The sequence below is a fragment of the Chryseobacterium sp. SIMBA_038 genome (genome assembly GCF_046535115.1).
In the GTDB taxonomy this organism is placed as follows: domain Bacteria; phylum Bacteroidota; class Bacteroidia; order Flavobacteriales; family Weeksellaceae; genus Chryseobacterium.
In genome coordinates, this window is the sequence record NZ_JAWRXH010000008.1 from 22,362 (window position 1) to 48,201 (window position 25,840).

Sequence of the window (25,840 nt, forward strand, 5' to 3'; positions counted from 1 at the left end):
ACGCCAAAACTCGTCGCAAATTATATTTTAACATAAATTAAAATTTCAACAAATCAACATAACTAATGTAATTTTTGAAATATAATATCAGCAAATATAGAATATTGGGTTAAATAGACATTATTGGAATCTATAAAAAAGCAGTAGCTATAATAATAAATGAAAAAAAGTACTAGTTAAAAATACCATAAGAGAAAAAACTAACCTTAAATATTTATCTGCGGAGTAAGAAATACTACAAAAACTAATAGGTTGACAGTAGCTGTTAAATCTAAAATCTTAGAATTTTGTAACTTTACATTTATCAAGTTCCCTAATAATTTAGGTTTAAACAATCCGATTATGCCGAAAATAAAACAGTATTTAGATTACGTTGAAGATTTGAGAAGCTTATCTATCAAAGATATTAAGCGATGCTTAAAACCAAATACTTTCTCTGATAATGGGGTTTTAACTTATTATAGGAGTGGAGAGCGAACCGGATCAATCGGAATAGAATCTCAGATATTTGATACAGATGGAACCATTACTCTATCATACAGATATAATCAGGAATTAAGCATTAGGTATGATATAGAGATTATTTCTAAGCCTTCAAACCTCGGAAAAGGTATTGTTTGGTATTTTGTATGTCCTAAAACGGAAAAGATCTGCAGAACATTGCATTTGAAAGATGGATATTATTATCACAGATCTGCATTTCCTGAGTTGTATTATGAGAATCAGGTTTTATCGAAGAACTGGCGAAAAGTTCAAAAGGCAATGGAAATAGAATTGTCTGAAAAGCTTTATGAGGATTATTTTAAAAAGCATCGTAAGAAAACTTATCGAGGTGTTCCAACAAAAGAAGAGGCTAAACTAAAGAGGCTGTTAAAAATTAAGGAAGATTACATGCCTGATTTAAGTATTTTAAATTTCATAAAATAGCTACTCAACGCAAAATTGCGTTCAGTGCATTATAAAGATTTTTTGGAAGTCATAATACGTGTACGCGAAAACCGTTCGTCACTAAGAGGAACCCTCGCCGTCAGGGCGAACCCCGAAACCATAATTTTGTGGAGACGTTCACTATTAGAGTGAAGTGTATTTTATGTTTTTGATGATTTTATCAAATACCTACATTTTACATTCTGATAGGTCCTGAAGGTTTTTTCCATATCACAACATACACGCGTGTTATGATGCTGTGAAGATTTTATTGGGGTCACAACACGCGTGTAAATCCAACTTTTTATAAATACATGATTTCCTTGTTTTATCGGGGTCGGCAAGATTTTTTTCCTATCACAACGCGTGCGAAGGAAATCGAATGTTTATTAGGTCTCATCCGATTTTTTGGAAGTCATTACGTATGTGTGAGAAATCCTGCTTTTATTATCGTTCAGAGATTTTTTACCTATCACTACACGTATGCACGAAAAGCGTATTAAAATGCAATGGGAAGATTTTTTTGAGGTCACAACGTGTGCGCGTCTATGAGATTTCATAAAAGCGGATATTTCCGTATTTATGGGATGTTGAAGATTTTTGGAAAGTCACAACACGTGCGCGTATCGGTTTGATAATTTTATCAATTCGGAGAAACCTCATCAAACGAATAATGAGCATCCCGAGTTTTCGGAGTCCATACACGCGCGCGTAACGTTTCGATTTTACATACACGGAATTACGTGTATGTGAAGGAAAAATTTCCCTGAGTTCATTTCAAATTATGCGAGTCCATAAAAAGGAGATCCATTCTGATTATTTAATATTATTTAATACGGCTCTATAGTTGGACTTTTTATAACTTTTGATATGGAGTATGGCTGAAATCTCAGCCGATCACTATTTAGATAGTAACAATCGAAAGCAAAGAGAATATCATTTATCTAAAATGCAACCAAGGATTACATTATAAAAACTAAACGAATCGGATACGCTAAAAAGATTGCTCCCCCAAATGGTGGAGCAAAAGTATATCCAAGTCCACAAACACAAGTTAATTTATTGTACTTCGGAAAGTTGTTATTCGTGATTAGGAGGTGTTAAGACATAACGGAAGTTTTAGGAAGTATTTGCAAATATTGTAATTATATTTGTTGGAAAGCTAAAAAATCATGTTTGAAAATTTAAATATCTCGCCTGACTTAATCAGAGGTCTTTCCACTGGAGTTATAAGCGCTTTGATTTCAGGATCGGCAGTTTATATTATTGAAGAAGTTAAATATAGGAGAGTTAAAAAGGATAATAAAAGGCTTATACAAGAATCTGAAAAAATAAAATCAGATTTTTCTAAAGAGCTAGAAGAACTAAAAAGAGATCATCAACTCGATTTACAGAAAAGGAAATATTTATATGAAAGTAAAACAAAAGTATATTCAAATTTCTTTTTAAAAGTAGATAATATGAATACGGAAATAAACATAAAAAGCACAGAAAAAATGCAAGTGTTTACTTCTGAATATACAAAAAATCTTATGAGGTGCTCTACAGAGAAAGAACGTATAAAAGCTACTGTAACATATCAAAAGAGAACGCAAACGCTAACGATGGACGCTAGTCAGGCTTTGATTCAATTAAAGCATGAAACGAATGAAATTAGACTTCATGCAAGTGATGATGTAATTGAATATTTAAATCTTTTAGAGACTGGCTATAGCCAATTGATTGACTTAAGTAATAAATTATTATCAATGTTTCCACAATTAGTACTTTCTAATTCCCAAGATTTAATAAACACAATGCAAGCTCCGCTCTTACAACAAGCCAATTTAGTTGAAACGATTAAAAGTGAACTAATAAATCAAATGCGTATAGAGTTAAAGCAGATTTAAAAATCCCGACTTACTATTATTCAATCCTAAAAAGGTTTCCCACAATTCTATGGAAAACTAAATGCCCGTAATTCCGTGTGTTTAAATGTCGGAATTTCCGATATTATAAAATGAATTAGTTAACATTAGTTAATATAGGTTCCTATCTGAGAAATGTAGTAAGTGTAGAAAATGTAGGTCTAAAAACAACTTTTATTTTCTTCAAAATAGTATCTTTACAGCTCGGAAATTAAAGGTTATGTTTTGCTGCAAAAAGAACTAAAACACTACAAAAACTACTACAAAAAACACGTAACTATCTGATTATAAATATAAAACTGTAGTCCCTCCAACTCCACAAAAACGTTGTAAAATATAATTAAAATATTTTGCAACGTTTTTTTTATTTACCAAACATTTCACAATAAAAAAGCCTTGACCAAAATTGATCAAAGCTTATATTAATATTAAAAATAATCTTTTACTTATTTAATTCAAGTGGTTTACACTTTTACCAATACTTTTCACATCAGTCACTTTCGTTAGTATTTTAATCGGATCATTGTATTGAAGCTCGATACTGTTAATTATCTTATCATCCACATTATCATCAAACTTCCTAGCGAACAGATGATCGCCTTTTTGTAGAAAATCTAAATCAGTTTCGGTAAAAGTTTTTGGACGTAATTTGATATCTCCATCTGGAATCCAGATAATCGCTCTTTTATCATCATCAACCAAAATTCCATTAAATGAAGTATTCATCAAAACGGTTTGAAAGAAAGACTCGTCAGCAATAAGAGTATTGAGATAATAATCTTCGAATTTTTTCACTTCAGTACTGTTGCAAATAAACTCACAACAATTTCTTGTTAAGATCATCCATTGTCCTCCAATATATGGAATTACATCTTTCATAAACTCTCTTTTATGAGTCTTATCTGAGATATTATCTCCGGATTCTTCAAAATAATTTTCGATCCTGTTCATTGTTTCAGGTCTTACCTTTTCCTGATCGGCAAATTTTATATAACTTTTACCATTATTTTTAGATAAAAAATCTTTGATGAACTTTTGAGATTTTAATGGATAATCCTGTCCGCTGAGGTTAATGAAATAATCCCATTTTGCATTCATATTCAGTAGATAATTCATTCCATCTAACTCGGCCTGAACCATACTGTACCCTCCCCAAATTACATTTTCACTTTTAAGAATATGCACATTCGGGTATTTTTCGAGAAAAGTTGTTACTTCTTCACCGATTTCCAAACTTGCTTTTTTATCAATATGAATAAGGTAGAAATTCGTAGGTTCGTAAATTGCCGTAAAAAGTCTTTTGAATTGATCAGGTAAACGATGCACCAAGATCAAATACGCAATGCTAATAGGCTTTATGGAAAAATCAATTTGTTCATTGCTTCCACCTATGTAAACATTTTTCATTTTATATTATTTTAAAAATTATGAATGTTTACAACTTATTTTATAAAGTATTAATAGACATTTTTATCAATATACGATAATTAAACAAGCTTTCTATTATTAATATTTAATTGATTACATTCAATTATTGCTATAGAAAATAATATTTTGTTTATATTTTGGCACATTTTTATTAGATATACATTCATTAAAAAATATTGACTTCAAAACAAAATGACCTATTTATCACGAATATACCTAAAAGAAAATCATCCGAAAGAATTCCCTTTCGATCTTCCTGTTTTTGAAAATGGATTGGATTTAAAATTAAAAACCAACGTCACTTTCTTTGTTGGCGAGAACGGAACCGGAAAATCAACTTTAATGGAAAGCATTGCTGATAAATGTGATTTTAATCTATCTGGGGGCAACCGAAATCACAACTATGACTTCCACAAAACAGAAAATACGTTATCCGATTTTCTTACTTTATCATGGAAAACAAAAATAAATCAGGGATTTTTTATGCGGGCCGAAAGTTTTTTCAATTTTGCAACCTATATCGATGAAGTAGCCGAAAGTGATGCCCGTATTTTGGATGCCTATGGTGGAAAATCACTACACAAACAGTCTCATGGCGAGGCGTTTTTAGCATTATTCCACAATCATTTTGATAAAGGCATTTATATTTTGGATGAGCCTGAATCTGCTCTTTCACCACAACGTCAGCTTGCGTTGTTATCCATAATTCATAAGTTAGAAAAAACTGGAAAAGCACAGTTTATCATTGCAACCCACTCTCCTATTTTATTAAGTTATCCGGGCGCAACTATTTATTCTTTAGATAATAACCTTGAACCTATTCATTATAAAGATACCGAGCATTATCAGATCACAAAAAACTTTCTTGATGCTCCGGAATTTTATTTCCGACACTTATTCAATGACGATGATGATATTTAAGACAGAATTTTACTCGGCGAAAGTCCATATTGTTTTTTAAATACAAACGAAAAATGAGAAAGATCTTCAAAACCAAGATCCATATAAATATCTGATGCCATTTTTCCTTTTTCTAAAAGATAATGCGCTTCCTGAAGCCTTTTTTGAAGCAGCCATTTTCCGGGTGTTACATTAAAAACTTTTTCAAAATCACGTTTAAAAGTCGCCAGACTTCTTCCGGTTAGATAAGCGAAACGGTCTAAATTAACATTAAAATGATAATTTTTATTCATAAAAGCTTCAATATCAATTTTACCAGGCTCATTAAAATCAAACAAAATATTTTTCAGTTCCGGATCATATTGAAGCAATAAAATGAGTAATTCTTTTATTTTTAATTCTACCAAACGTTTATCCGAAAGCTGATCTGATAATTGATAAACCAACAAAGACTCCATAAAATTTTTCAACAAAACATTTTCGTTGATCAGTAATAATGGCTGGCTTGATTGTTTTTTTTCGCAAGTCAAACCATATTCCAAGCTGAAATCTTTTAATATTTGTTGATCGAGATAAATTGACAACGATTTGAAATCTCCATTAGCAGGAGGAATTTTAGTAAATTTTAATAATTGATTTCTTCTTAAAAAACGTATTGAACCATCAGTCGCTGAATAATCATTAATTCCATCATTAAACGTCAGATCTCCCGCAATTTGATAGCTCAAAACATGATCGGAAACAAAATGCTCACCCTGCCTGCTCAACTGACTGTAGCAGGAATAAACAATATTCCCCAAATTTTCTCTTGTAGATTTCATCTAATACAAATATAATTAAAATCAACGATGAGGTTGCTAAAAATCAACGCAAACCCCATCATCGATAAATAGTTATTCTAAATTAATTCCTTTATGAGCTAAATATTGTTTTCCATATTCAGACTCAAAAATATTATCTGCATCATCATGATCCGTTGAAACGGTCACATCCAGCCATTTTTCAAATTCTTCTTTTCTATTTTCATCAGCCATTTTCAAAATAGCAGCCGCTTCACTACCCAAAACCAAATGAACAGGCGGATTCGGATGATCTACCAAATCAACCATCACTTTTGCAGCTTTCGCAGGATCTCCCATTGGAAGAAACTTTCCTGAAGTCAGATGCTCTTTTATCCCGCCAACAGTAGCCTCATAACCTTCAACATCTTTCGCGAAACTCATCGAAGCCCCAGCCCAATCAGTACGGAAACCTCCCGGCTCAACCGAAGTAACTTTTATTCCCAAAGGAGAAACTTCTTTATTTAAAGACTCAGAAAAACCACTAAGCCCGAATTTTGCAGCCTGATAAATAGAAAGTCCAGCATTCCCTACTCTTCCACCAACAGAACTTATTTGCAAAATACGTCCGGAACGTTGTTTACGCATGTATGGCAAGACCGCTCTCGTGACTTCAATGGGTGCAACAAGGTTAACTTCAAGCTGATTTCTCACCTGCTCGCCTGTAAACGCTTCGGCTGCACCTGTAATTCCAAAGCCTGCATTATTCACCAAAACATCAATTCTTCCGAAATGATTGATCGCTTCTTCAACCGTAGAATAAATCTGCTCTTTTACCTGTACATCCAACTGTAAAGCAAGCAACTGATCGGGATATTGTTCAGATAAATCTTTTAATTGTTCAGGATTTCTTGCTGTTGCAACTACAAAATCTCCTTTTAATAATACTGCTTCAACAAGACTTTTTCCTAAACCTTTTGAGCTTCCTGTTATGAACCAAACGTTTTTCATTGTATCTAATTTTATTGATACAAATTTCCATCAAATCAAGACAACTCTGTTTTGTTAAAAAGCTCAATTATGCTTTGTTAAAAGAGTCATTCAAGAAAAAAGAATCCACTTTAATAAAGTTTTAATAAATATTAATATGATCTAAAATTTCACTTCTAAGAATATTTTAAAACCATATTGCCCTGTTTTCAGCCTAAAAACCAAATCAATGCTACAGATAGATGAGGCATCACATTTATTTAATAATACAACCTTTGAAAATATTAAAATATAACCCACTGAAAACGAAAAGACTAAATCTCAGAACTATAAAATACGGATAGTCTACCCACAAAAAAGACTAAAAAAATGTTTTATCGTAAAGAATTTTATATATTTGCAGAATCTAACAATTAAAAAAATAATTTACTATGTCAGACATTGCATCAAGAGTAAAAGCTATCATCGCTGATAAGCTTGACGTTGAAGAAACAGAAGTAACTCCTGAAGCTAGCTTCACTAACGATTTAGGAGCTGACTCATTGGATACAGTTGAACTAATTATGGAATTTGAAAAAGAATTTAACATTCAAATCCCTGATGATCAAGCTGAAAAAATTACTACTGTAGGGCACGCTATCGCTTATATCGAAGAAGTAGTAAATAAATAATATTCTCTTCAACAAAAAGAAAATTTAAAAAGTTTATGGAATTAAAAAGAGTAGTTGTAACCGGTTTTGGCGCAATAACACCGATTGGAAATAATGCAAAAGAATACTGGGAAAATCTTCTTAAAGGTGAGAGCGGTGCTGCTCCGATTACTCTTTTTGATGCCACAAACTTCAAAACAAAGTTCGCTTGCGAAGTGAAAGGCTTCGATCCATTGCAACATTTCGATAAGAAAGAAGCAAAGAAAATGGACCGAAATACACAACTTGGAATGGTAGCTGCCAGAGAGGCAGTTGCACATTCTAGAATAATGGAAGACAATGTAGATAAAAACAGAGTCGGCGTAATTTGGGGTTCAGGAATCGGAGGTTTAGAGACTTTTGAAACAGAAGTTTTAGGTTGGGCAAATACGGATATTCCGAGATTTAACCCTTTCTTTATTCCTAAAATGATTGCGGACATTACTCCTGGGCACATCTCTATTGAGTATGGTTTCCACGGACCAAATTATACTACTGTTTCTGCTTGTGCTTCATCTGCGAATGCCATTATTGATTCAAAAATGCTGATCCAGTTAGGAAAAGCAGACGTGATTGTATGCGGAGGCTCAGAAGCTGCCGTTACAGCAAGTGGTGTTGGCGGATTTAATGCTATGATGGCTCTTTCAACAAGAAATGATGATCCAAAAACAGCTTCAAGACCTTTTGACAAAGACAGAGATGGATTTGTATTAGGTGAAGGTGCAGGAACTATTATCCTTGAAGAATATGAGCATGCGGTAAAACGTGGAGCAACAATCTATGCAGAATTGAAAGGTGGCGGTATGAGTGCAGATGCACATCACATGACGGCACCACATCCTGAAGGTTTAGGAGCTTATTTAGTAATGAAAAATTGCTTGGAAGATGCAGGGCTAACTGCTGATGAAGTAGATCATATCAACATGCATGGTACATCTACTCCATTAGGAGACGTTGCAGAATCTAGCGCGATTTCAAAATTATTGGGTGAGCACGCTTACGACATTCAGATCAATTCTACAAAATCAATGACAGGTCACCTTTTGGGTGCTGCCGGAGTTATTGAGGCTATTGCTGTGTTAGGAACTATTATTCATGGTATCGTTCCTCCAACCATCAACCATTTTACTGATGATGAAAATATCGACAGCAGACTTAATTTTACATTTAACGAAGCCGCGAAGAAAGACGTAAAAGTAGCCATGAGTAATACTTTTGGATTTGGTGGGCACAATGCTTGCGTTCTATTTACGAAAATCTAAATTTACTGAATGGAGTTAAAGAAATACATTTCTAAATTCCTTCTCAAAAAAAGAAAAAAATTATCGGAAAGAGATTCTTTCCTTAGTACTCACTTGAACAAGGTGCTAGGTGCTGAGGTACAAAATGTTGCTCTTTACCGTGAAGCTTTTTCTTTGAAAAGCTCCTCTAAAAATCAAGACAGCAATTACGAAAGACTTGAATTTTTGGGAGATTCTGTTTTGGGTACAATTATTTCTTGTCATTTGTTTCAAGCTTATCCTCAGGCTAATGAAGGATATCTAACACAAATGAAATCTAAGATTGTTAATAGGAAAAATCTTAATAAATTAGGGGAAGACTTAAAACTTACAGATCTTTTGTTGAAACAAAATTCTGTGGCTTTAGGTGAAAATATCTCCGGAAATTTATTTGAAGCGTTAATCGGTGCTGTTTATCTGGACTTTCATTATGATACCTGTAAGAAGATCATCTTGGAAAGACTTTTAACACCATCCGAAATAAATAAGCTTGAAAATAAGATTGTAAGCTACAAAGGTCTTCTGCTCGAATGGAGCCAGAAGAAGAAATTGAATATAAAGTACGAAACTTGTGAGGAAATCCAGGTAAATAAAGCGATCATCTTCCGATGCCATGTTTGGCTTGGAGAAGAAAAAATCGCCAATGCCACGGAAACCTCTAAAAAGAAAGCAGAAGAGAAGGCAGCGCAGAGGGCATTTTATATTTTAAACAAAAAAGAAAACATACTTGGAAATCCAAAAACTTTATGATCTAGACGATATAGAATTTGAAGATATTGCCATAGGATTGGTAAGATTAGCGAAAAATATACCCGATCATGAGTTTTTTTTTAAAATAAATCGAGATAATGATCTTACTTTTTCAAGAAAGAAAGATGTGATCCTTCATGGAGCTTATTTTGATTATCATTTTCCAAGATTTGAGGCATACCACAAGTTTACAAAGACTTGCTTTACTTTCATCTCCAACAGATCATCAGAAAGTAGACAAAAAAAATTACAAACTGAGCTCTTTACAGAAGAAGAGAATATTAAATTTTTATTAAATAATCAGGTAGATGTAGAATATATTCTGCATAGTTCGGAACAGTTTCCTGATTTTTCCGTAATTTTGCTCCCTGAAAATCTTGTTTTTCCAATTCAAGATTATACACTAAGTTCTGAGGAAGAACTTTATCAAATTATCCAGTATTATGAATAAGCATTTAAAGAAGACAAAAATTATCGCAACACTTGGGCCGGCTTCATCATCGAAAGAAGTTATGTTAGGACTTATGAGAGCAGGTGTTGACGTTTTTAGAATAAATTTTTCACACGCAGATTACGACTTGGTTCGTACTAATATTGATACTATTAGAGAGCTTAATAAAGAACACGGATATTCTGTAAGTATTTTAGGAGATCTACAAGGTCCTAAATTAAGAGTTGGAGTTGTAAAAGAGGGCTCTTATCTTAATCCTGGAGATATTCTTACTTTCACCAACGAAAAGATGGAAGGAGATTCTACAAAGGTTTACATGACTTACCAACAGTTTCCTCAGGATGTAAATGTTGGAGAGAAAATCCTTATTGATGACGGAAAACTAATGTTGGAGGTTATTGAAACCAACAAAATAGATACAGTAAAAGCAAAAACAATTCAAGGGGGACCTTTGAGTTCTAAAAAAGGAGTTAACCTTCCTAATACGAACGTTTCTCTTCCTGCCTTGACGGAAAAAGATATTCAGGATGCTAATTTCATGCTTGACATGGAGGTTGACTGGATCGCTTTGTCATTCGTTCGTCACGCACAAGATATTATCGACTTAAAAGAACTTATCAAAAAGCATCCAAACGGAAAATTCAAAACACCGATTATTGCTAAAATTGAAAAACCGGAAGGTGTTAAGAACATCGACGAAATCCTATTGGAATGCGATGGTTTAATGGTTGCTCGTGGAGATCTAGGTGTGGAAGTTCCAATGGAAGAAGTTCCTGCAATTCAGAAAAACTTGGTTGAAAAAGCAAGATTCTATTCTAAGCCAGTTATTATCGCAACTCAAATGATGGAAACGATGATCAACAGTTTAACTCCAACAAGAGCGGAGGTAAATGACGTTGCCAACTCTGTATTGGACGGTGCTGATGCGGTAATGCTTTCAGGAGAAACTTCTGTGGGTAGATATCCAATTCAGGTTGTTGAAAATATGGCTAAGATTGTATTGAATATTGAGAAGACTAGCTTCTATCAACACAAAAACGAGCCAATGGAAAAAGACTATAACTGTATCGATGAGAGATTCATCACAAACAGAGTATGTCTTGCAGCGGTAAGAATTGCAAAAACAACAAACGTTTCAGCGATTGTTACTTTAACACATTCTGGATATACGGCTTTCCAACTTTCGGCACACAGACCAAATTCTCATATCATTGTTTACAGTGGTAATAAAAGAGTAATCACGATGTTGAACCTACTTTGGGGAGTTCGTGCTTATTACTATGATATGAAAAAGCCAACGGATGAAACAATTATCCAAGTAAATATGTTGACACATAATCACGGTTATATTGAAACCGGAGATTTCGTAATCAACATCAATGCTACTCCATCTTACGAAGGAGGTAAAACGAATACATTAAGATTAACTACGGTTTAATCTCAATCATACAAAAATTAAAAACTCTCGATATTCTCGAGAGTTTTTTGTTTTATATCTGAAAAATATAATCATTTAAAATATTAATCTCCTACAATCGTTTTAGCAGTCACAAACTCTTTTAAAGCATGCAATGAAAGCTCTGTTCCATATCCTGAAGCTTTTGTTCCGCCAAAAGGAAAACGCGGGTCAGAACTTGTCATTCTGTTGATATTTACCGTTCCTGAGTCTAAGTTTTCAATGAAAAATAATTTACGGTCTTTATTATTGGTCCAAACTGAATTAGAAAGTCCGAAAGGAATATCATTGGCAATCTGCAAGGCTTCATCATCATTTTTAAATGTCATGATCATTCCAAGCGGTCCAAATAATTCTTCCTGTAGAATAGGATTTCCTTCCTGTACTCTTATTAATCCCGGATTGAATTCCGTATCAGAAATTCTCTCTAATGGAATAATAATTTCAGCTCCGTTTTCTAAAGCTTTTTTAAATTGATTTTCAAGATCATCCGCTAAATCAGGTCTTGCCATTCCACCAATCAAGGTTTCTTTGTTCATCGGATCTGCAGGAATGTATTTTTTATATTCTACAATGAATTTCGGGAGAAACTCATCTTCTATTTTCTCATCAATAATAAATCTTTTTGCAGCAGTACAAGTTTGTCCACAATTTTGAAGTCTCGATTTCACTCCTTCTTTTGAAGCTTTATCAAGATCAGCATCCTCAAAAATAATAAAAGCATCACTTCCACCTAATTCAAGTAAAGATTTTTTGATATTTAAACCTGCTATTGAAGCTACTTCTCCTCCAGCTTTCCCGCTACCCGTAAGACTTACTCCTTTTACTATATCATGTTCAAGAATTCCTTTTACTTCTTTATGTCCAACCTCCAGATTTTGAAAAACACCTTCCGGAAAACCTGCTTCCAATAAAACTTGTTCAATAGCATTTCCGCTTCCGAAACAAATTGAAGCATGTTTCAGAACAACCGTATTTCCCGCCAAAATTGCAGGAACAGCAAATCTTAATACCTGCCAGAAAGGAAAATTCCAAGGCATTACTCCTAAAATTACCCCTTTTGGAGCATAATGAACTTCAGAATACGTAAATTCAGAATCAATTTTTTCTGGTTTTAAAATATTTTCTGCATCAGCATAATAATTCATCATTAGTGCACATTTCTCCACCTCAGCAATCGATTGTGAAATCGGTTTGTTCATTTCTGTGGTAATGATTGTACCAAATTTCTCAGAATTATTCTTTAAAATTTCAGCAGCTTTTCTGATTAATCCTTGTCTTTCCTCAAACGACACCTTTTTCCAACTCGAAAAAGCCAAGTCAGCTTTAATAAGCTTGTTTTCAATTAATTGTTCCATAACGTAATTCTCAATTTAAATTCAAATAATGAATTTATAAATGCTTTTCTCTTAAAAGCATGATCAAAGCAACAAATTTAGTTCCTTTAGATTAAATAAAATAATGATTTTTTCTATTGAATATATTAGTTATGTCATACCATAAACCATTCGTTCACCAAACAAGACGCTAATCTTGCTGTCCTGTCCTGAATATCATGGCTCGGATTAACCTCAGCAACATCTAACGCGATCAGTTTTGGATTCTTTAAAATATGCCTGTAAAAATGCATAAAAGTAGCATCGGCAAAGATTCCATTGTATGCTGCAGCCGAAACTCCGGGCGCAATCGAAGCGTTAAAAACATCCATACAAATTGTGAGATAAGCAAAATCGACTTCATTTAATAAATCATCAATTCTTTGATAAATTGACGGAAGATTTTCAAAGAATAATTCATCAGCAAGAATATATTTCATTCCATATTGATGGGCTGTATCAAATAATTTAAGTGTATTTGAATTTCTCTGAATACCAATATGTAAAGAATTGATTTCACCTTCCTGAGCGATTTGCCAAAATCCGGTTCCTGAGCTCGCTCCTACTCCATTTTCAGGCTGCCTGTTATCAAAATGAGCATCAATATTAATGATCCCTATTTTTTGTTCAGGAAAAGCAGTTCTTACACCAAGATAATGAGCATAAGTCACTTCATGTCCACCACCCAAAACAAGTGATTTTCCGCCTTTTAAAAGAACTTTCGAGACATTTTTCGCAAGATTATTTTGAGTGTTTTCTAAATTTCCATCCTCACAGGTAATATTTCCAAAATCAAGTAATGAAAAATCAGGAAGGATTACTGGAAAATTAGACATATTTTTTCTGATGACATCCGGAGCATCTTTTGCTCCCAACCTTCCTTTATTCCTTCTAATGCCCTCATCTACGGCAAAACCGTGTAAAACGAAATCATTAGTTGAAATACTATCGTAATTACTTTCTTCTCTTACTCTCTGAAATATTCTGTGGAAAAGAGCTTCTTCTCCGTCAAATCTACCTTGCCAAATATTGCTCATTTTTTTAATAATTTGTGTGTTGCTGTCATGTTGATAAAAAACTCGATTTGGTTAATTTAGCTTCTTACAAAATGACGATGTGTATGGTTGGTTATTTTAAATTTTATTTCCGTCAATATAGATATTTTCAGCGTTTAAACTTCCTTGATTATATAAAACATTTTGGAAGTTGTTTGTTTTAAAAGTTACAAAATCTGCTTTCAAACCGTTTTGCAATCTTCCTCTATCTTCCAAACCAAGAGCAAATGCTGAACGAAAAGTCATTCCCGCCAAAACTTCTGTTGTTGTTAATTTTTCAAAAGTTGCTAAAATTGAAGCTTGAGTAATTAAATTTCCCATCGGTGCAGAACCGGGATTCCAATCACTTGCAATGGCTAAAATTGCTCCTGCATCCAATAATTTTCTGGCCGGAGTAAACTTTTCGCCTAATCCTAAACTCGCGCCTGGAAGAGCTGTTGCCACCGTATTCGATTGAGCTAAAAATTCAATATCTTCATCAATTGTAGCTTCCAAATGATCTGCAGATTTCGCGCCAACTTCAACGGCAATTCTTGAACTTCCGGGTGTAAATTGATCTGCATGAACAGTAATTTCAAAACCTAAGTCTTTAGTTTTAAGTAAGAAATCTTTACTTTCTTCCGGCTGAAATGCTGATTTTTCAATGAAAATATCAACTCGCTTAGCTAAGTTTTCTTCTTTTACTTTTGGTAAAATTTCAGTGATGATATAATGTAAATATTCCTGATTGCTACCTTCAAAATCTCGTGGTTTTAAATGAGCAGAAAGACAAGTCGGAACCAAAGTCGCTTTAGTTTGTTCCTGTGCTTTTTTGATCATGCGGAGCATCTTCAGTTCGTTTTCTACATCAAGACCATAACCGCTTTTTACTTCAATTGTGGTAATTCCTAATGAGATCAGAAAATCGATTCTTTCTAGTAAAGTTTTTAATAATTCTTCTTCAGAAGCCTTTCTTGTATGTTGAACAGAACTCCAGATTCCACCTCCACTTTCTGCGATTTCCAGATAGGTCTTACCTGCATTCCTCATAGCGAAATCATTCGCACGATTTCCGCCAAAACAAATATGCGTGTGAGAATCTACAAAAGCAGGAAGAACAATTTGTTCGCCTTCAATTGACTCGATCTCTATATTTTGATTTTCAGATTTTAATTCTTCGAAATTTCCAACACTCTGAATTTTGTTGTCATTCACTAAAATTCCTCCATCGGTAATAATTTCTAATTGTTCGTCAGATAATTTTCCTCTTAACGGAAGATTGGCAAGTGTTACAACCTGCTTGAAAGGTCCTATAAGTTTCATTATTTATTATTAAGACTAAAAGTCTGTTTTAATTAAAATTTTTCATCTCAAAAATACTTAAAATATCTCAATCTTTTAAAACATAAACATTCCCTTTCCCAATGATAGCCCTGCCCTAAATCTCAACCTTAAATAATCTCAACCTCAACCCTAATCTTAACCTCAATTTTTCCTATCTTTGAGGTAAATGAAATGAATTAATGCCAGATTTTTTACATCCAGATAAAGAAAATTACTCCCATGAAGAGCTCATACAGGAAGAACAAATTCGTCCGCAGAGATTTAAAGATTTTGCAGGGCAAAGAAAAACATTAGAAAATCTTGAAGTTTTCGTTACTGCTGCAAAAAAACGTGGCGGGGCTCTAGACCATGTCCTTTTGCATGGCCCACCCGGTCTTGGTAAAACTACTCTATCCAACATTATCGCCAATGAACTTGGGGTAAACTGTAAAATAACTTCCGGCCCTGTTTTGGATAAACCGGGAAGTTTAGCTGGATTATTGACAAATCTTGAAGAAAACGACGTACTTTTTATTGATGAAATCCACCGTCTTTCCCCTATTGTAGAAGAATATTTGTATTCTGCGATGGAGGATTTTAAGATTGATATCATGCTTGAAACAGGTCCAAATGCAAGAAGTGTACAGATCGGACTGAATCCTTTTACATTGGTAGGAGCAACAACCAGAAGCGGAATGCTGACAAAACCAATGTTGGCAAGATTCGGGATTCAAAGCAGATTGGAATATTATTCTATTGAACTTTTATCGATGATCATTATCAGAAGTGCGAGAGTTTTAGGTATAAAAATTTATGAAGATGCCGCCCTTGAAATTGCGAGAAGAAGTCGCGGAACTCCGAGAATTGCGAATGCTCTTTTAAGGAGAGTTAGAGATTTTGCTGAAATAAAAGGAAATGGTGAAATTGAAATTAATATCACAAAATACGCCCTGAATTCTTTAAATGTAGACGAATTCGGACTGGATGAAATGGATAACAAAATTATGCGTGTCATGATTGAAAACTTTAAAGGGAAACCTGTCGGAATTTCAGCTTTGGCAACATCAATTGCCGAAAACCCTGAAACTTTGGAGGAGGTTTATGAACCATTTTTGATTCAGGAAGGGTTTATTATTCGTACGCCAAGAGGTAGAGAAGTTACTGACAAAGCCTACAAACATTTAAATATTGCCATTCCTAGAAATCCGGGAGAATTATTTTAACAATCTATGTTCATACCTAAAATATACAGAAGCGAGGATTATGAATTGATGAAACAGATCATCAAAGAAAATGCTTTTGCTTTACTTATTTCTTCGATCGACAAGATCAGAGCAACTCATTCGATGATGATGCTTAATGAAGATGATCCTGAAAATATTTATATTGAGTCTCATATTTCCAGAGCAAATCCTCAGGCAAAAACATTAAAAAATGGCGATGAAGTTTTATGTGATTTTCTGGGTGCTCATACTTATATTTCCAGCAGTTGGTACGATCATGTGAATGTTTCAACATGGAATTATGAAGCAGTTCAGATCTACGGAAAAGTAGAATTAATGAATCAGGAAGAACTTTACAATCATCTTGAAAAATTAACTGCCAAATATGAGAATTTTCAGAAATGCCCGATGTTTGTAGAGAAAATGGGACGGGAATTTGTGGAAAAAGAAATGAAAGGCGCTTTTGGGTTAAAAATAATTCCGACTGAGATATTTATTCAACAAAAATTGTCTCAAAACAGAAAAGAAGCAGACTTTCAGAACATTATTTCCAATCTTGAAAATACAGACGAAAACGGGAAAAAGATTGCTGAAAGAATGAAAAATATTAAATAATTTTATCAATTAAAATAAACTAATCAAAAATATATATGAAGTTATATCCTATACAATGTGGAAAATTTAAGCTGGATGGCGGCGCAATGTTTGGAGTCGTCCCAAAGAGTCTGTGGGAGAAGACTAACCCAGCAGACGAAAAAAACTTAATTGAATTGGGAACCCGCTCTTTATTAATTGAAGACGGAAAAAAATTAATCTTAGTAGACTGCGGTCTTGGAAACAAGCAGGATGATAAATTCTTCGGTCACTACTCTCTTTGGGGAGACGATAATTTAGATAAAAACTTAAAAAAATATGGTTTTGTAAAGGAAGATATCACTGATGTTTTCTTAACGCACCTTCACTTCGACCACTGCGGTGGAGCGATTGAATGGAATGACGACAAAACCGGCTACAGACCTGCATTCAAAAATGCACAGTTTTGGACGAATGAAAACCATTGGCAGTGGGCAACAGAGCCTAATCCAAGAGAAAAAGCAAGCTTTTTAAAGGAAAACATTCTTCCTATGCAAGAAAGTGGGCAGCTGAACTTTTTACCACTTCCGGCAAACGGAAATTACGGTTTCGCTCCAGATTTGAAAATGGACGTTATCTTCGTTGACGGACATACAGAAAAGCAAATGCTTCCGGTGATTCAATATCAGGAGAAAACGGTTGTTTTTGCGGCTGATCTTATTCCAACTGCGGGGCATATCAACCCTGTTTACGTGATGGGTTATGATACCAGACCTCTTTTAACAATGGAGGAAAAATCAAAATTCCTGAAGCAATGTGTAGATAACGAATATTTACTGTTCTTCGAACACGATGCTCACAACGAATTAGCAAGTCTTAAAATGACCGAAAAAGGAGTAAGACTTGATGAAACCTTTAGTTTTAATGATGTTTTTGGATATTAATTTTTAATTATGGAAGAGTTACATTCAGAAACAAAAAAAGCAGAACCACCATCATCCAAAGTCATTGGCTTAACAGGCGGAATAGGTTCAGGAAAGACCACTGTTGCCCATTTTATTGAAGAGTGCGGGTTTCCCGTTTATTACTCGGATGACAGGGCAAAAACAATCGTTAATGATAATGATGCATTAAAGGTTAAAATTAAAGAACTTCTAGGCGAAGAATCTTACGATGAAAACGGACTTTACGACAGGAAATTTGTTGCAGAAAAAGTTTTTAATGATAAAGATCTTCTTCTTCAATTAAATGAAATCATTCATCCTGCTGTTCGAATTGATTTTGAAGAGTGGCTGGAAAAGCAAACCAAATATCTAGTTTTTAAAGAGACTGCATTATTATTTGAATTAAAACTTAATAAACAATGCTACAAATCTCTGTTGGTAACTGCAGAAGACAACATAAGAACCAAAAGAGTAATGGACAGGGACGGAAAAACCTACCGCGAAATAGAAGCTATTATGGAGAAACAAATGTCTGAAAAAGACAAGATAAAACTCGCAGATTGCATCATTTACAACAATACCAATCTCGAAGATCTAAAGGAACAAACCGAACGGATTATTTTCGAAATAGAATAAAACAAAACTCGTTAGAAAAATCTAGCGAGTTTTTTGTTGACCTGATTTTAGTTAAAAAAAATAAGCTCCCATTTCTGAGAGCTTATTCTATTTTAAAGATAATTTACTATTATTCTTTGATGAATTTCTTTTGGGCAGTACCCTTAACATCATCGATATCTATTACATAAACTCCGTTGATCAAATTACTAACATTGATCTTGTTGTTTAAGATAATCCCCGCTGATACTACTTGTCCTGCTGCGTTGTAGATCTTATAATTAGATCTAGGGCTTGTATTCTTCACATTCAATGTAGTTTTTACCGGGTTAGGGTAAATCATTATTTCAGTCTGGTTCGTTGCATTAGGAACAGGAGTTTTAGAAATTCTCACTGTGTAATCCTCAACTTCTCCATTTGCGAAATTTGTACAGTTCACTGGGATACCGTCTTTTTGCAATGCTACTCTCATCACTACATATTTGTAATCTGTTAAGCTGATGAATGCATCTGCAGGTACATTAAACGTTCCTGTAACAGGAGTTGTTGTACTTGGAGGTGAAGCAATGATTCTTTCATTAATGTCGAAGTATCCGTTTCTGTCAAAATCGATCCAAACAGCAACACCTTCTTCATTATTAGTACCTAACCAAGATTTTTCAATCGTAATTTGGTTTCCTGTAGAACCTTGAATTAATTCTATGAATTTAGCAGGAACACCTGTATAATCTGTATAAGTAGATCCTACTGAAGTGTTCTCCATTACTGGTTTACCATTTGGCTTCACCGTTACTTTTGAAATAAATTCATTAGCAGCACTTCCTGAAGACATTGGGCAATAAGTTACCGTAGGCGTCGTAAAGAAGTATGGTTGAGTGTAAGTACCCGGCGTACCTGAACATACATTTACAACCTGCATTTCATATTTAGTTAATTCTAATAATCCTGTTAATGTAAGAGTATTTACTGAAACCGGTACATTTGTCCAGCTCGGAATACCTACTTTTCTATATCTTAAGATATAAGTTGCTCCCGGGAACGGATCCCAAACCACAACTGCTGAAGTAGGAGTAAGATTTGTAATCGTTAATCCCGGAGGAGGCAATACGCAAGTTCTTTCAGTCGTAAATACTTTAGGATTAGACCATGGATTTACAAGCGTAGTACCATTACAAATATTTGCTATCTGAACTTCATACGAAGTATATACATTTAAATTAGCAAGAGTATAAGTATTCGCTGGAGCTACCGGTAAAGGTATATTAGCGCTCCATCCTGTAGGACCGCTTCCTACGATTCTGTATCTCATTACATAAGTAGAACTTGCAGCTAAAGGCGCCCATGTTATCAATGCAGATGTTGTTGTGATATTACTTACCGTAACATTCGGAGGCGTAGGGTCACATTTTGTTGCAAATGCTACAGGAGTAGCAGTTCCTTCAGTCGTATTACAAACAGCAACTACTATTGCTTCGTAATTTTTAGCAGGCTGTAAACCTGATGGAATAACAAAACTGTTTGTAGGTGGTGCTAATAATGCAGATGAATTTGGCCATCCGGTAGTTCCTACTTCTCTCCAATATACTTTATAGTTAAGGTTATTAGTAGATTGAGTCCAATGTACCGTTGCAGAAATATGGCTGATTGCATCTACATAAACATTTGTAGGTGCTGTAGTAGAACAAGGCTTAATGACAAAAGTATAATCTACATAATTACCATAAGGAGCCGATCCACAAGGATTGATTGCACCACTAAATGATGTAGCAAATCTGGCTCTGTAAGAACCTGCAGGACGACCTGCCGTGTTAATTGTAGTTGTTCCTGTCTGAGTATAAGCAGTAGTAGCATAAACCGCTTCCGTTAAAGGATCAAATACCATATCGTTATTCCAGTCTATCCATAAATAATAATAGTATGAACTTGTTCCAGAATTCATGCTAACATTCACAGTAGTTCCCGGCAATGCAGAGAAACTTGTTGCAGAATTGTTTACATATGCACTATAAGTAGAAGCAGTATAAGCAAGATTGGTAAATCCTCCTGTAGTTGTAATATTCTTCAAATAATATGTTGTTGAAGATGAACCTCCTGTAGGAACACAATAATTAGTGTAAACCGAAAGAGGTCCCGTCCAATCACCAATATCAGTAGAACTACATCTTGCTCTTACCCAAATGTAGTAATTTGTACTTGCAGCTAATCCTGTTATTAATTGAGTTGGCCCTGTAACTCCAGTGTATTGAGGAGTAACAGTTGGAGCAGGAATTGCAGCACTTGTAGTATAATAAACATCATAACCACCTGCAGGAGCCGGAGTTGGTACTGTCCATTGTATTGTAGTACTTGAAGTTGTAGTATTCACGACCGTTAAACCTTGTGGGTCCAGACATGTTGGTGCAACTCTTACTTTGAAATCATCCAAACCTAAATACCAAGGAGCGCTTGTAGCACTAACGCTTACTCCGAAATTATATGTTCCTGAAACTGTAGGCGTATAATATACTTTATACAATACATATCCATTTGTTCCTTGTGTTGCTGTAATGAATGCTCCTAAAGTTGTTGCTCCTGTAGCAGACTGTGAAGTATTCACTAATGCATTACCTGTAAATCCTATATAAGAACTTGATGTACCTCCCGTATTATAATAGAAAGAATATTCATACGCTGTACCTGCTGTCAAGGCAAAGCCCGGAGTCCAAAGTTGACTGGCAGTGGTATTACCGTATTGAATACTCATATAATTCGGTGTAGATTTTGGCGCATTAAACGTTGTAGTCCCCGTATTTGCAGAGTTCCAGGCATAAGTACCTGTTATTTGTTTCCAACAGCTTGGTACAATACCAGATCCTATCGGAGTCAGAGTGTCAAAATTCTCAGTCCAAGGAAGAGTTGTAATTGCCGTACAAAGTGTTTTAAAAGGTGCTCCCGCAGCCCAGAAACTCTTATCTGTAGAAGAGCAAATTGCTCTAACCCACCAATAATAAGTAGTATTAGCCGCAAGGCTACCCACTGTAACTGAAGTTCCTGTAGGAACTGCTGTTCCCGCAGTTGCACCAGTAGGAGGAACACCCGTCGTATTCATATAATATTCGTAACCATTTGCCGGAGTCGTTACCGAAGCCGTCCAAGATAGGGTTGCAGCATTAGCTAAAATATTTGATGATGTTAATGCTGTTGGAACAATACAAGTTGGAGGAGCTCCTACCTGAATTGTAAAATCTACAAAGTTTCCCCAGGCACTAGGTCCACATGCAGTAATAGGAGTGGCTGGTGTAATAAAGCCATTCTCTATTCTTACTCTGTAAGAGCCATAAGCCTGGGCAGCCGGAACTGTTATATTTCCGGTATAAGTGCCTGCATATGTTGTAGTAGCAATAGGATTTTCACCTGCGTCGTTAAAATCCAAATCATTGTTCCAGTCTATATACACATAATATTTTGCAGTACTTGTACTGGTAGCCAGATTTACCAGTATAGTTCCACCCGGAGATGTATTTACTGCCTGGGCCGAATTATTAACATAAGCTTGGTATGCTGTAGCTGTATAATTAATACTATTCTGATCAGATAGGGAGATTGTTTTTAAATAATAGGTCGTACTTGATGAACCTCCCGTTGGAGTACAGTACTGAGCCTTCAATCCCAAAAATGACAGAAAAAATAAAAATAAAAGATAAAATTTTCTCATAAGTCAAGTTGTTTTAAAAAAATAAATTCATAATACATTCATTTATAACTTTTATATTCTTAATAATTAAGAATTCAATATCCACTTTCAACAGGGGGGATGATTTGTAATGGTATTACTACTGTTCAGCTGACCGTAAGGCAATGTCATTGCCTGCATATAGGACTGCGTTGCAAAACCTACATTTATCAGAGTCAGAAAAAGAATTAAAAAAGTAAAGGTTTTCTCCATATGTTCTTTATATTATATTAATTAAACAAATCTAATGATTTTTTGTTATTAATTTGCCAATTGAAATATTTTTTTTACGGAAACCTCATAATATCACAACTTATGTATTAATAATAAAAAAATCCTCAGGCAAAACCTGAGGATTTATTATTGTTATGAAAGTTCTATTACTTTTTAATGAATTTGGATTTGAATAAATCTTTTCCTTTTTCTTCAATTGTAATTACATATCCACCTTTTACTAATTCAGAAACGTTGATTTTTCCTGAGTTGATATTTCCGCTATTTACTAACTGGCCAGCAGCACTGTAAATTTTGAAAGCAGCTTTGTCAGAAACTTTAGTTACGTTTAAGATATCACTTACCGGGTTAGGATAAATCTGAATACCGTCTTTAGGATTAGCAATATCGCTTGTTCCTAGTGTATTAGCTACAACAACGTTGTAATCTTCAACTTCACCGTCATTGAAATTAGTTCCATTTCCACAAACCCAAGTTGCAGGTCCGTTTAATCCAGCGTTAGCAGATCCGGCAAAACCGAAAAGAACTCTCATTCTTAATGTCTGTCCTTCGATAGCAGTACTTGGAACTGTAAATGATCCTGTGAATGAAGCAACATTCGTTACAGGGAAGTTCATTACTCTTTCAGAAGCATCAAAAGTACCATCTCTGTTATAATCGATAAACACCATTGCTAAGTTATAAGCAGGAATGTTTGCCGTAATAGTCATTGTATTACTAACTCCTTTTACAAGATTAACCTGAAGAGAAGGGTTTGTTGTAAAGTTTGTATAAGTAGCTCCACCTGAAGTATTATTAAGATTCGCAACCGTTACATTTGAAATAAATAGATTCGCAGCAGTAACTGATGAAGCAGCACAATAAGATATTGATGAAGTTGTAAAGTTTGCTATAGCAGAGTAAGCTCCAGGAGTTCCTGAACAAACTGCAGATACCTGAATTTCATAAGATGTAGCATCTGTAAGACCAGCTAATGTTACAGAAGGTGTAGTAGATGTAGTTTCTACCCAAGCAGTTTGACCTACTTTTCTGTAACGAATCATATAAGTTGCTCCTGAAATTGGCGTCCAGCTTACAGTAGCTCCATAAGCAGTAATGTTACTTGTCGCTACACCTGTTGGAGCAGAACCATCACATGGAGCGAAAGCTACTACTGTTACAGATTTCACTGCATAGAATACGTTTCCGATTGATGAAACTCTAAGCTTAATTACTTGTCCGTTCAATGAAGTAGGGAAAGTAAAGTTCTCAGTTCCATCATTAGCTGTTGAAGCAGAAAGTACAGTCCAAGTTGTTCCGTTGTCTGTTGTATAATCAATTTTAACATTAGCAACATTATAAGGTGCAGCTGTAGTATTTGCCACATCCCAATCAATTGGAGTTGCAACGTTCACGTTAGCATATTGAGTATTAACCTTAAATGGCCCATCATTACCTACAGTAATAGTTTGCTCAGCAAACTGAGATTGTTGTTGAGCCGGATCTGGATTGTTATCTCTTACCGTTACAGAAAATTTACTACTTCTAGGAACCATAGAAACAGACTCCCATCCGTTATTTGAGTTATCTAGAACTCCTGCTAATACAGAAGATAATTTAGGGAAATATCTTGTTGGGCTTGAAGTAGGTGTAAATGATCTAAATGAAGCACCTGTTGTAGTAGTACCTAAATTAGCTTTATTAATTACAACACTTGCATTATCAACCTCTTCCCATGTATAAGTTAATGGGTTGTTTTCTGCATCAGTAGCAGAAGCAGTTAATACGAATGCAGTTCCTTTTGGAATGCTATAAGCAGCTAAAGGAGTAATTACCGGTGCATTGTTTGAGATAGAAGTTTCAATATCACAAGTTTTGCTGATCAAGTTAGCCTGAATCTGAGAAATACTTGCTTTATGGAAATAAGCATCAGAATGCGCCTGAACGTCAGTAGTAGCACCTGTAATACCAGCATATCCCATAATTGTAGATCCAGAACCTGGCTCTACGTTTACTCCAGTTCCTGTTTCAAGACCGTGAGAGAATGTGTGGTTACCTCCTAACTGGTGACCCATTTCGTGAGCTACATAGTCAATATCAAAGTTATCACCTTGAGGAATACCGTCTCCAGGAGAAGTAAATCCAGAACCTTTTTGCTTAGAAAGAGAAGTAGCAGGAGTTCCTGTAGGATCAATACAAACACAACCGATACATCCTGCATTTCCACCACCACCAGTATCACCTAGAAGGTGTCCGATGTCGTAGTTAGCACTTCCAACATTTACACTAAGTGTTTGCTGAAGCTGAACATTCCAACCATTCGCATTATTTGCATTAGCTGAAGCTGTACCAACTGAAGGAATTGAATATGGATCTGTTGAGCTGTTCGTATAAATTACATTCGGAAAATCCTGTAAAATAAGACGTAAAGCGAAATCTTTTTCGAAAACACCGTTTACTCTTGTCATTGTCGCGTTAATCTGCGTCAAAGCACCAGCAACAGTACCTCCAAATTTCTGAGTGTACTCACCAGTAACAGACATTACCAATCTCATAGTTCTGAATTTTTTATCAGACATTTTTGAGAAATCAGTTGGTTGGTTGGCAAATGATTTACCTTGCTCCAACATCTGATTAATCTGAGCTACCTCAGCAGGGTTTTCTGTCGTGCTACAAAAGAAACCTTTTCCTGTCCCTTCTGTTTTTTTAGTTTTAGGGTGAACAGCATATACAGTTTTATCTGAATTTTGCGGCTCAATGAATTCATAATTTCCATCATTCATTACCATAGATTGGAAATCATTACCTGATAAAGAGAATCTTAGGTATTTAGACGGATCATCAATTCCAACCCCAACATAAGATCCTAGTTGATATTTGTCTGCAAGAGATTTTACAACAACTGGAGAGCTATATACTGCAAATTTTTCAATTTTACCATTTAAAGTTGGTATAGAAATTTCTACAGCCTTTGCATTAGGACCTGACTCCTGAGCATTTTTCAGCTTTTCCTTAATTGCATTAATATCTAACTTATAGTAGTTAACAAGAGCGTACTTAATTTCTGTACCTCTCTTGTATGTAGTCGGCGTCCATTGCGCAAAGGCAGAGCCACCAACCAAACTACAAAATAAAATAGTAAGTAGTTTTTTCATAAATTTTTAATTATATTTTCCGCCAAATATAGCTATTTTCCGTTTATTATTCTTAAAAATAAAAGAATAATATAATAAAAATACAATCAAACATCTCAGGTACTTATAAAAAAAA

20 protein-coding genes are annotated in these 25,840 nt (G+C 34.7%); 12 read left to right on the forward strand and 8 right to left on the reverse strand.

All coding sequences use genetic code 11. The features are described from left to right. Positions 1-342: 342 nt before the first annotated feature. Both SB689_RS18745 and SB689_RS18750 read left to right on the forward strand, forming a co-directional pair. Complete coding sequence (locus SB689_RS18745) at positions 343-927, forward strand: hypothetical protein (RefSeq protein WP_410693620.1); 585 nt, start codon at positions 343-345, stop codon at positions 925-927. Positions 928-2,099: 1,172 nt separating this feature from the next. Next, a complete protein-coding gene (locus SB689_RS18750) occupies positions 2,100-2,816 on the forward strand; it encodes a hypothetical protein (RefSeq protein WP_410693621.1) in 717 nt (238 codons plus the stop codon). A gap of 468 nt (positions 2,817-3,284) precedes the next feature. On the opposite strand, the gene SB689_RS18755 is transcribed toward SB689_RS18750, so the two are convergent. After that, the gene (locus SB689_RS18755) at positions 3,285-4,241 is read right to left on the reverse strand and encodes a beta-1,6-N-acetylglucosaminyltransferase (protein ID WP_410693622.1); all 957 of its coding nucleotides are present in this window, start codon (positions 4,239-4,241) and stop codon (positions 3,285-3,287) included. A 213-nt stretch (positions 4,242-4,454) separates the two neighbouring features. On the opposite strand from SB689_RS18755, the gene SB689_RS18760 reads away from it, so the two are divergent. After that, positions 4,455-5,183: an AAA family ATPase gene (locus SB689_RS18760; RefSeq protein WP_410693623.1), complete on the forward strand. Its 729-nt coding sequence runs from the start codon at positions 4,455-4,457 to the stop codon at positions 5,181-5,183. Here the strand turns inward: SB689_RS18760 and SB689_RS18765 are convergent. After that, positions 5,180-5,983: a helix-turn-helix domain-containing protein gene (locus tag SB689_RS18765; protein WP_410693624.1), complete on the reverse strand. Its 804-nt coding sequence runs from the start codon at positions 5,981-5,983 to the stop codon at positions 5,180-5,182. The two genes, SB689_RS18760 and SB689_RS18765, sit on opposite strands and share 4 nt — an antisense overlap. Positions 5,984-6,055: 72 nt before the next feature. Next, a complete protein-coding gene (locus tag SB689_RS18770; RefSeq protein WP_410693625.1) occupies positions 6,056-6,952 on the reverse strand; it encodes an oxidoreductase in 897 nt (298 codons plus the stop codon). 410 nt (positions 6,953-7,362) lie between these two features. Between SB689_RS18770 and SB689_RS18775 the strand changes: the two genes are divergently transcribed. The 5 genes from SB689_RS18775 to pyk are packed head-to-tail and all read left to right on the forward strand — an operon-like array spanning position 7,363 to position 11,539. Then, positions 7,363-7,602: an acyl carrier protein gene (locus SB689_RS18775; RefSeq protein WP_002976354.1), complete on the forward strand. Its 240-nt coding sequence runs from the start codon at positions 7,363-7,365 to the stop codon at positions 7,600-7,602. Between the two features lie 35 nt (positions 7,603-7,637). Then, positions 7,638-8,882: a beta-ketoacyl-ACP synthase II gene (fabF, locus tag SB689_RS18780; protein WP_123980885.1), complete on the forward strand. Its 1,245-nt coding sequence runs from the start codon at positions 7,638-7,640 to the stop codon at positions 8,880-8,882. A 9-nt stretch (positions 8,883-8,891) separates the two neighbouring features. After that, positions 8,892-9,650, forward strand: a complete 759-nt coding sequence (gene rnc, locus SB689_RS18785) for a ribonuclease III (RefSeq protein WP_410693626.1) — start codon at positions 8,892-8,894, stop codon at positions 9,648-9,650. Beyond that, positions 9,628-10,101: an IPExxxVDY family protein gene (locus SB689_RS18790; protein WP_410693627.1), complete on the forward strand. Its 474-nt coding sequence runs from the start codon at positions 9,628-9,630 to the stop codon at positions 10,099-10,101. Before rnc ends, SB689_RS18790 begins: the two co-directional genes overlap by 23 nt. Then, positions 10,094-11,539, forward strand: a complete 1,446-nt coding sequence (gene pyk, locus SB689_RS18795) for a pyruvate kinase (RefSeq protein WP_410693628.1) — start codon at positions 10,094-10,096, stop codon at positions 11,537-11,539. Before SB689_RS18790 ends, pyk begins: the two co-directional genes overlap by 8 nt. An 83-nt stretch (positions 11,540-11,622) precedes the next feature. Here pyk and SB689_RS18800 read toward each other — a convergent pair whose 3' ends face one another. From SB689_RS18800 to hutI, 3 genes are all read right to left on the reverse strand, one after another. Continuing rightward, entirely contained in the window at positions 11,623-12,915 is a 1,293-nt protein-coding gene (locus SB689_RS18800) for an aldehyde dehydrogenase family protein (protein ID WP_410693629.1), read from the reverse strand. A 134-nt stretch (positions 12,916-13,049) separates the two neighbouring features. Further along, the gene (gene hutG, locus SB689_RS18805) at positions 13,050-13,970 is read right to left on the reverse strand and encodes a formimidoylglutamase (RefSeq protein WP_410693630.1); all 921 of its coding nucleotides are present in this window, start codon (positions 13,968-13,970) and stop codon (positions 13,050-13,052) included. Positions 13,971-14,066: 96 nt separating this feature from the next. Next, positions 14,067-15,290, reverse strand: coding sequence for an imidazolonepropionase (gene hutI / locus SB689_RS18810; RefSeq protein ID WP_410693631.1), 1,224 nt, complete (start codon positions 15,288-15,290; stop codon positions 14,067-14,069). A gap of 200 nt (positions 15,291-15,490) precedes the next feature. Between hutI and ruvB the strand changes: the two genes are divergently transcribed. Genes ruvB through coaE form a run of 4 tightly spaced genes read left to right on the forward strand, consistent with a single transcriptional unit; the run spans position 15,491 to position 18,666 of the window. After that, positions 15,491-16,513: a Holliday junction branch migration DNA helicase RuvB gene (gene ruvB / locus SB689_RS18815; RefSeq protein ID WP_410693632.1), complete on the forward strand. Its 1,023-nt coding sequence runs from the start codon at positions 15,491-15,493 to the stop codon at positions 16,511-16,513. Positions 16,514-16,519: 6 nt separating this feature from the next. Further along, positions 16,520-17,128, forward strand: a complete 609-nt coding sequence (locus SB689_RS18820; protein ID WP_410693633.1) for an FMN-binding negative transcriptional regulator — start codon at positions 16,520-16,522, stop codon at positions 17,126-17,128. Positions 17,129-17,163: 35 nt separating this feature from the next. Beyond that, on the forward strand, positions 17,164-18,030 hold the full coding sequence (locus SB689_RS18825) for an MBL fold metallo-hydrolase (protein WP_066754862.1): 867 nt from the start codon (positions 17,164-17,166) through the stop codon (positions 18,028-18,030). Positions 18,031-18,039: 9 nt separating this feature from the next. Then, a complete protein-coding gene (gene coaE / locus SB689_RS18830) occupies positions 18,040-18,666 on the forward strand; it encodes a dephospho-CoA kinase (RefSeq protein WP_410693634.1) in 627 nt (208 codons plus the stop codon). Positions 18,667-18,775: 109 nt separating this feature from the next. Here the strand turns inward: coaE and SB689_RS18835 are convergent, their stop codons facing one another. Together SB689_RS18835 and SB689_RS18840 are read right to left on the reverse strand one after the other, a co-directional pair. Further along, complete coding sequence (locus SB689_RS18835) at positions 18,776-22,339, reverse strand: GEVED domain-containing protein (RefSeq protein WP_410693635.1); 3,564 nt, start codon at positions 22,337-22,339, stop codon at positions 18,776-18,778. Positions 22,340-22,737: 398 nt separating this feature from the next. Then, positions 22,738-25,725, reverse strand: coding sequence for a reprolysin-like metallopeptidase (locus SB689_RS18840; RefSeq protein ID WP_410693636.1), 2,988 nt, complete (start codon positions 25,723-25,725; stop codon positions 22,738-22,740). Between the last annotated feature and the right edge of the window lie 115 nt (positions 25,726-25,840).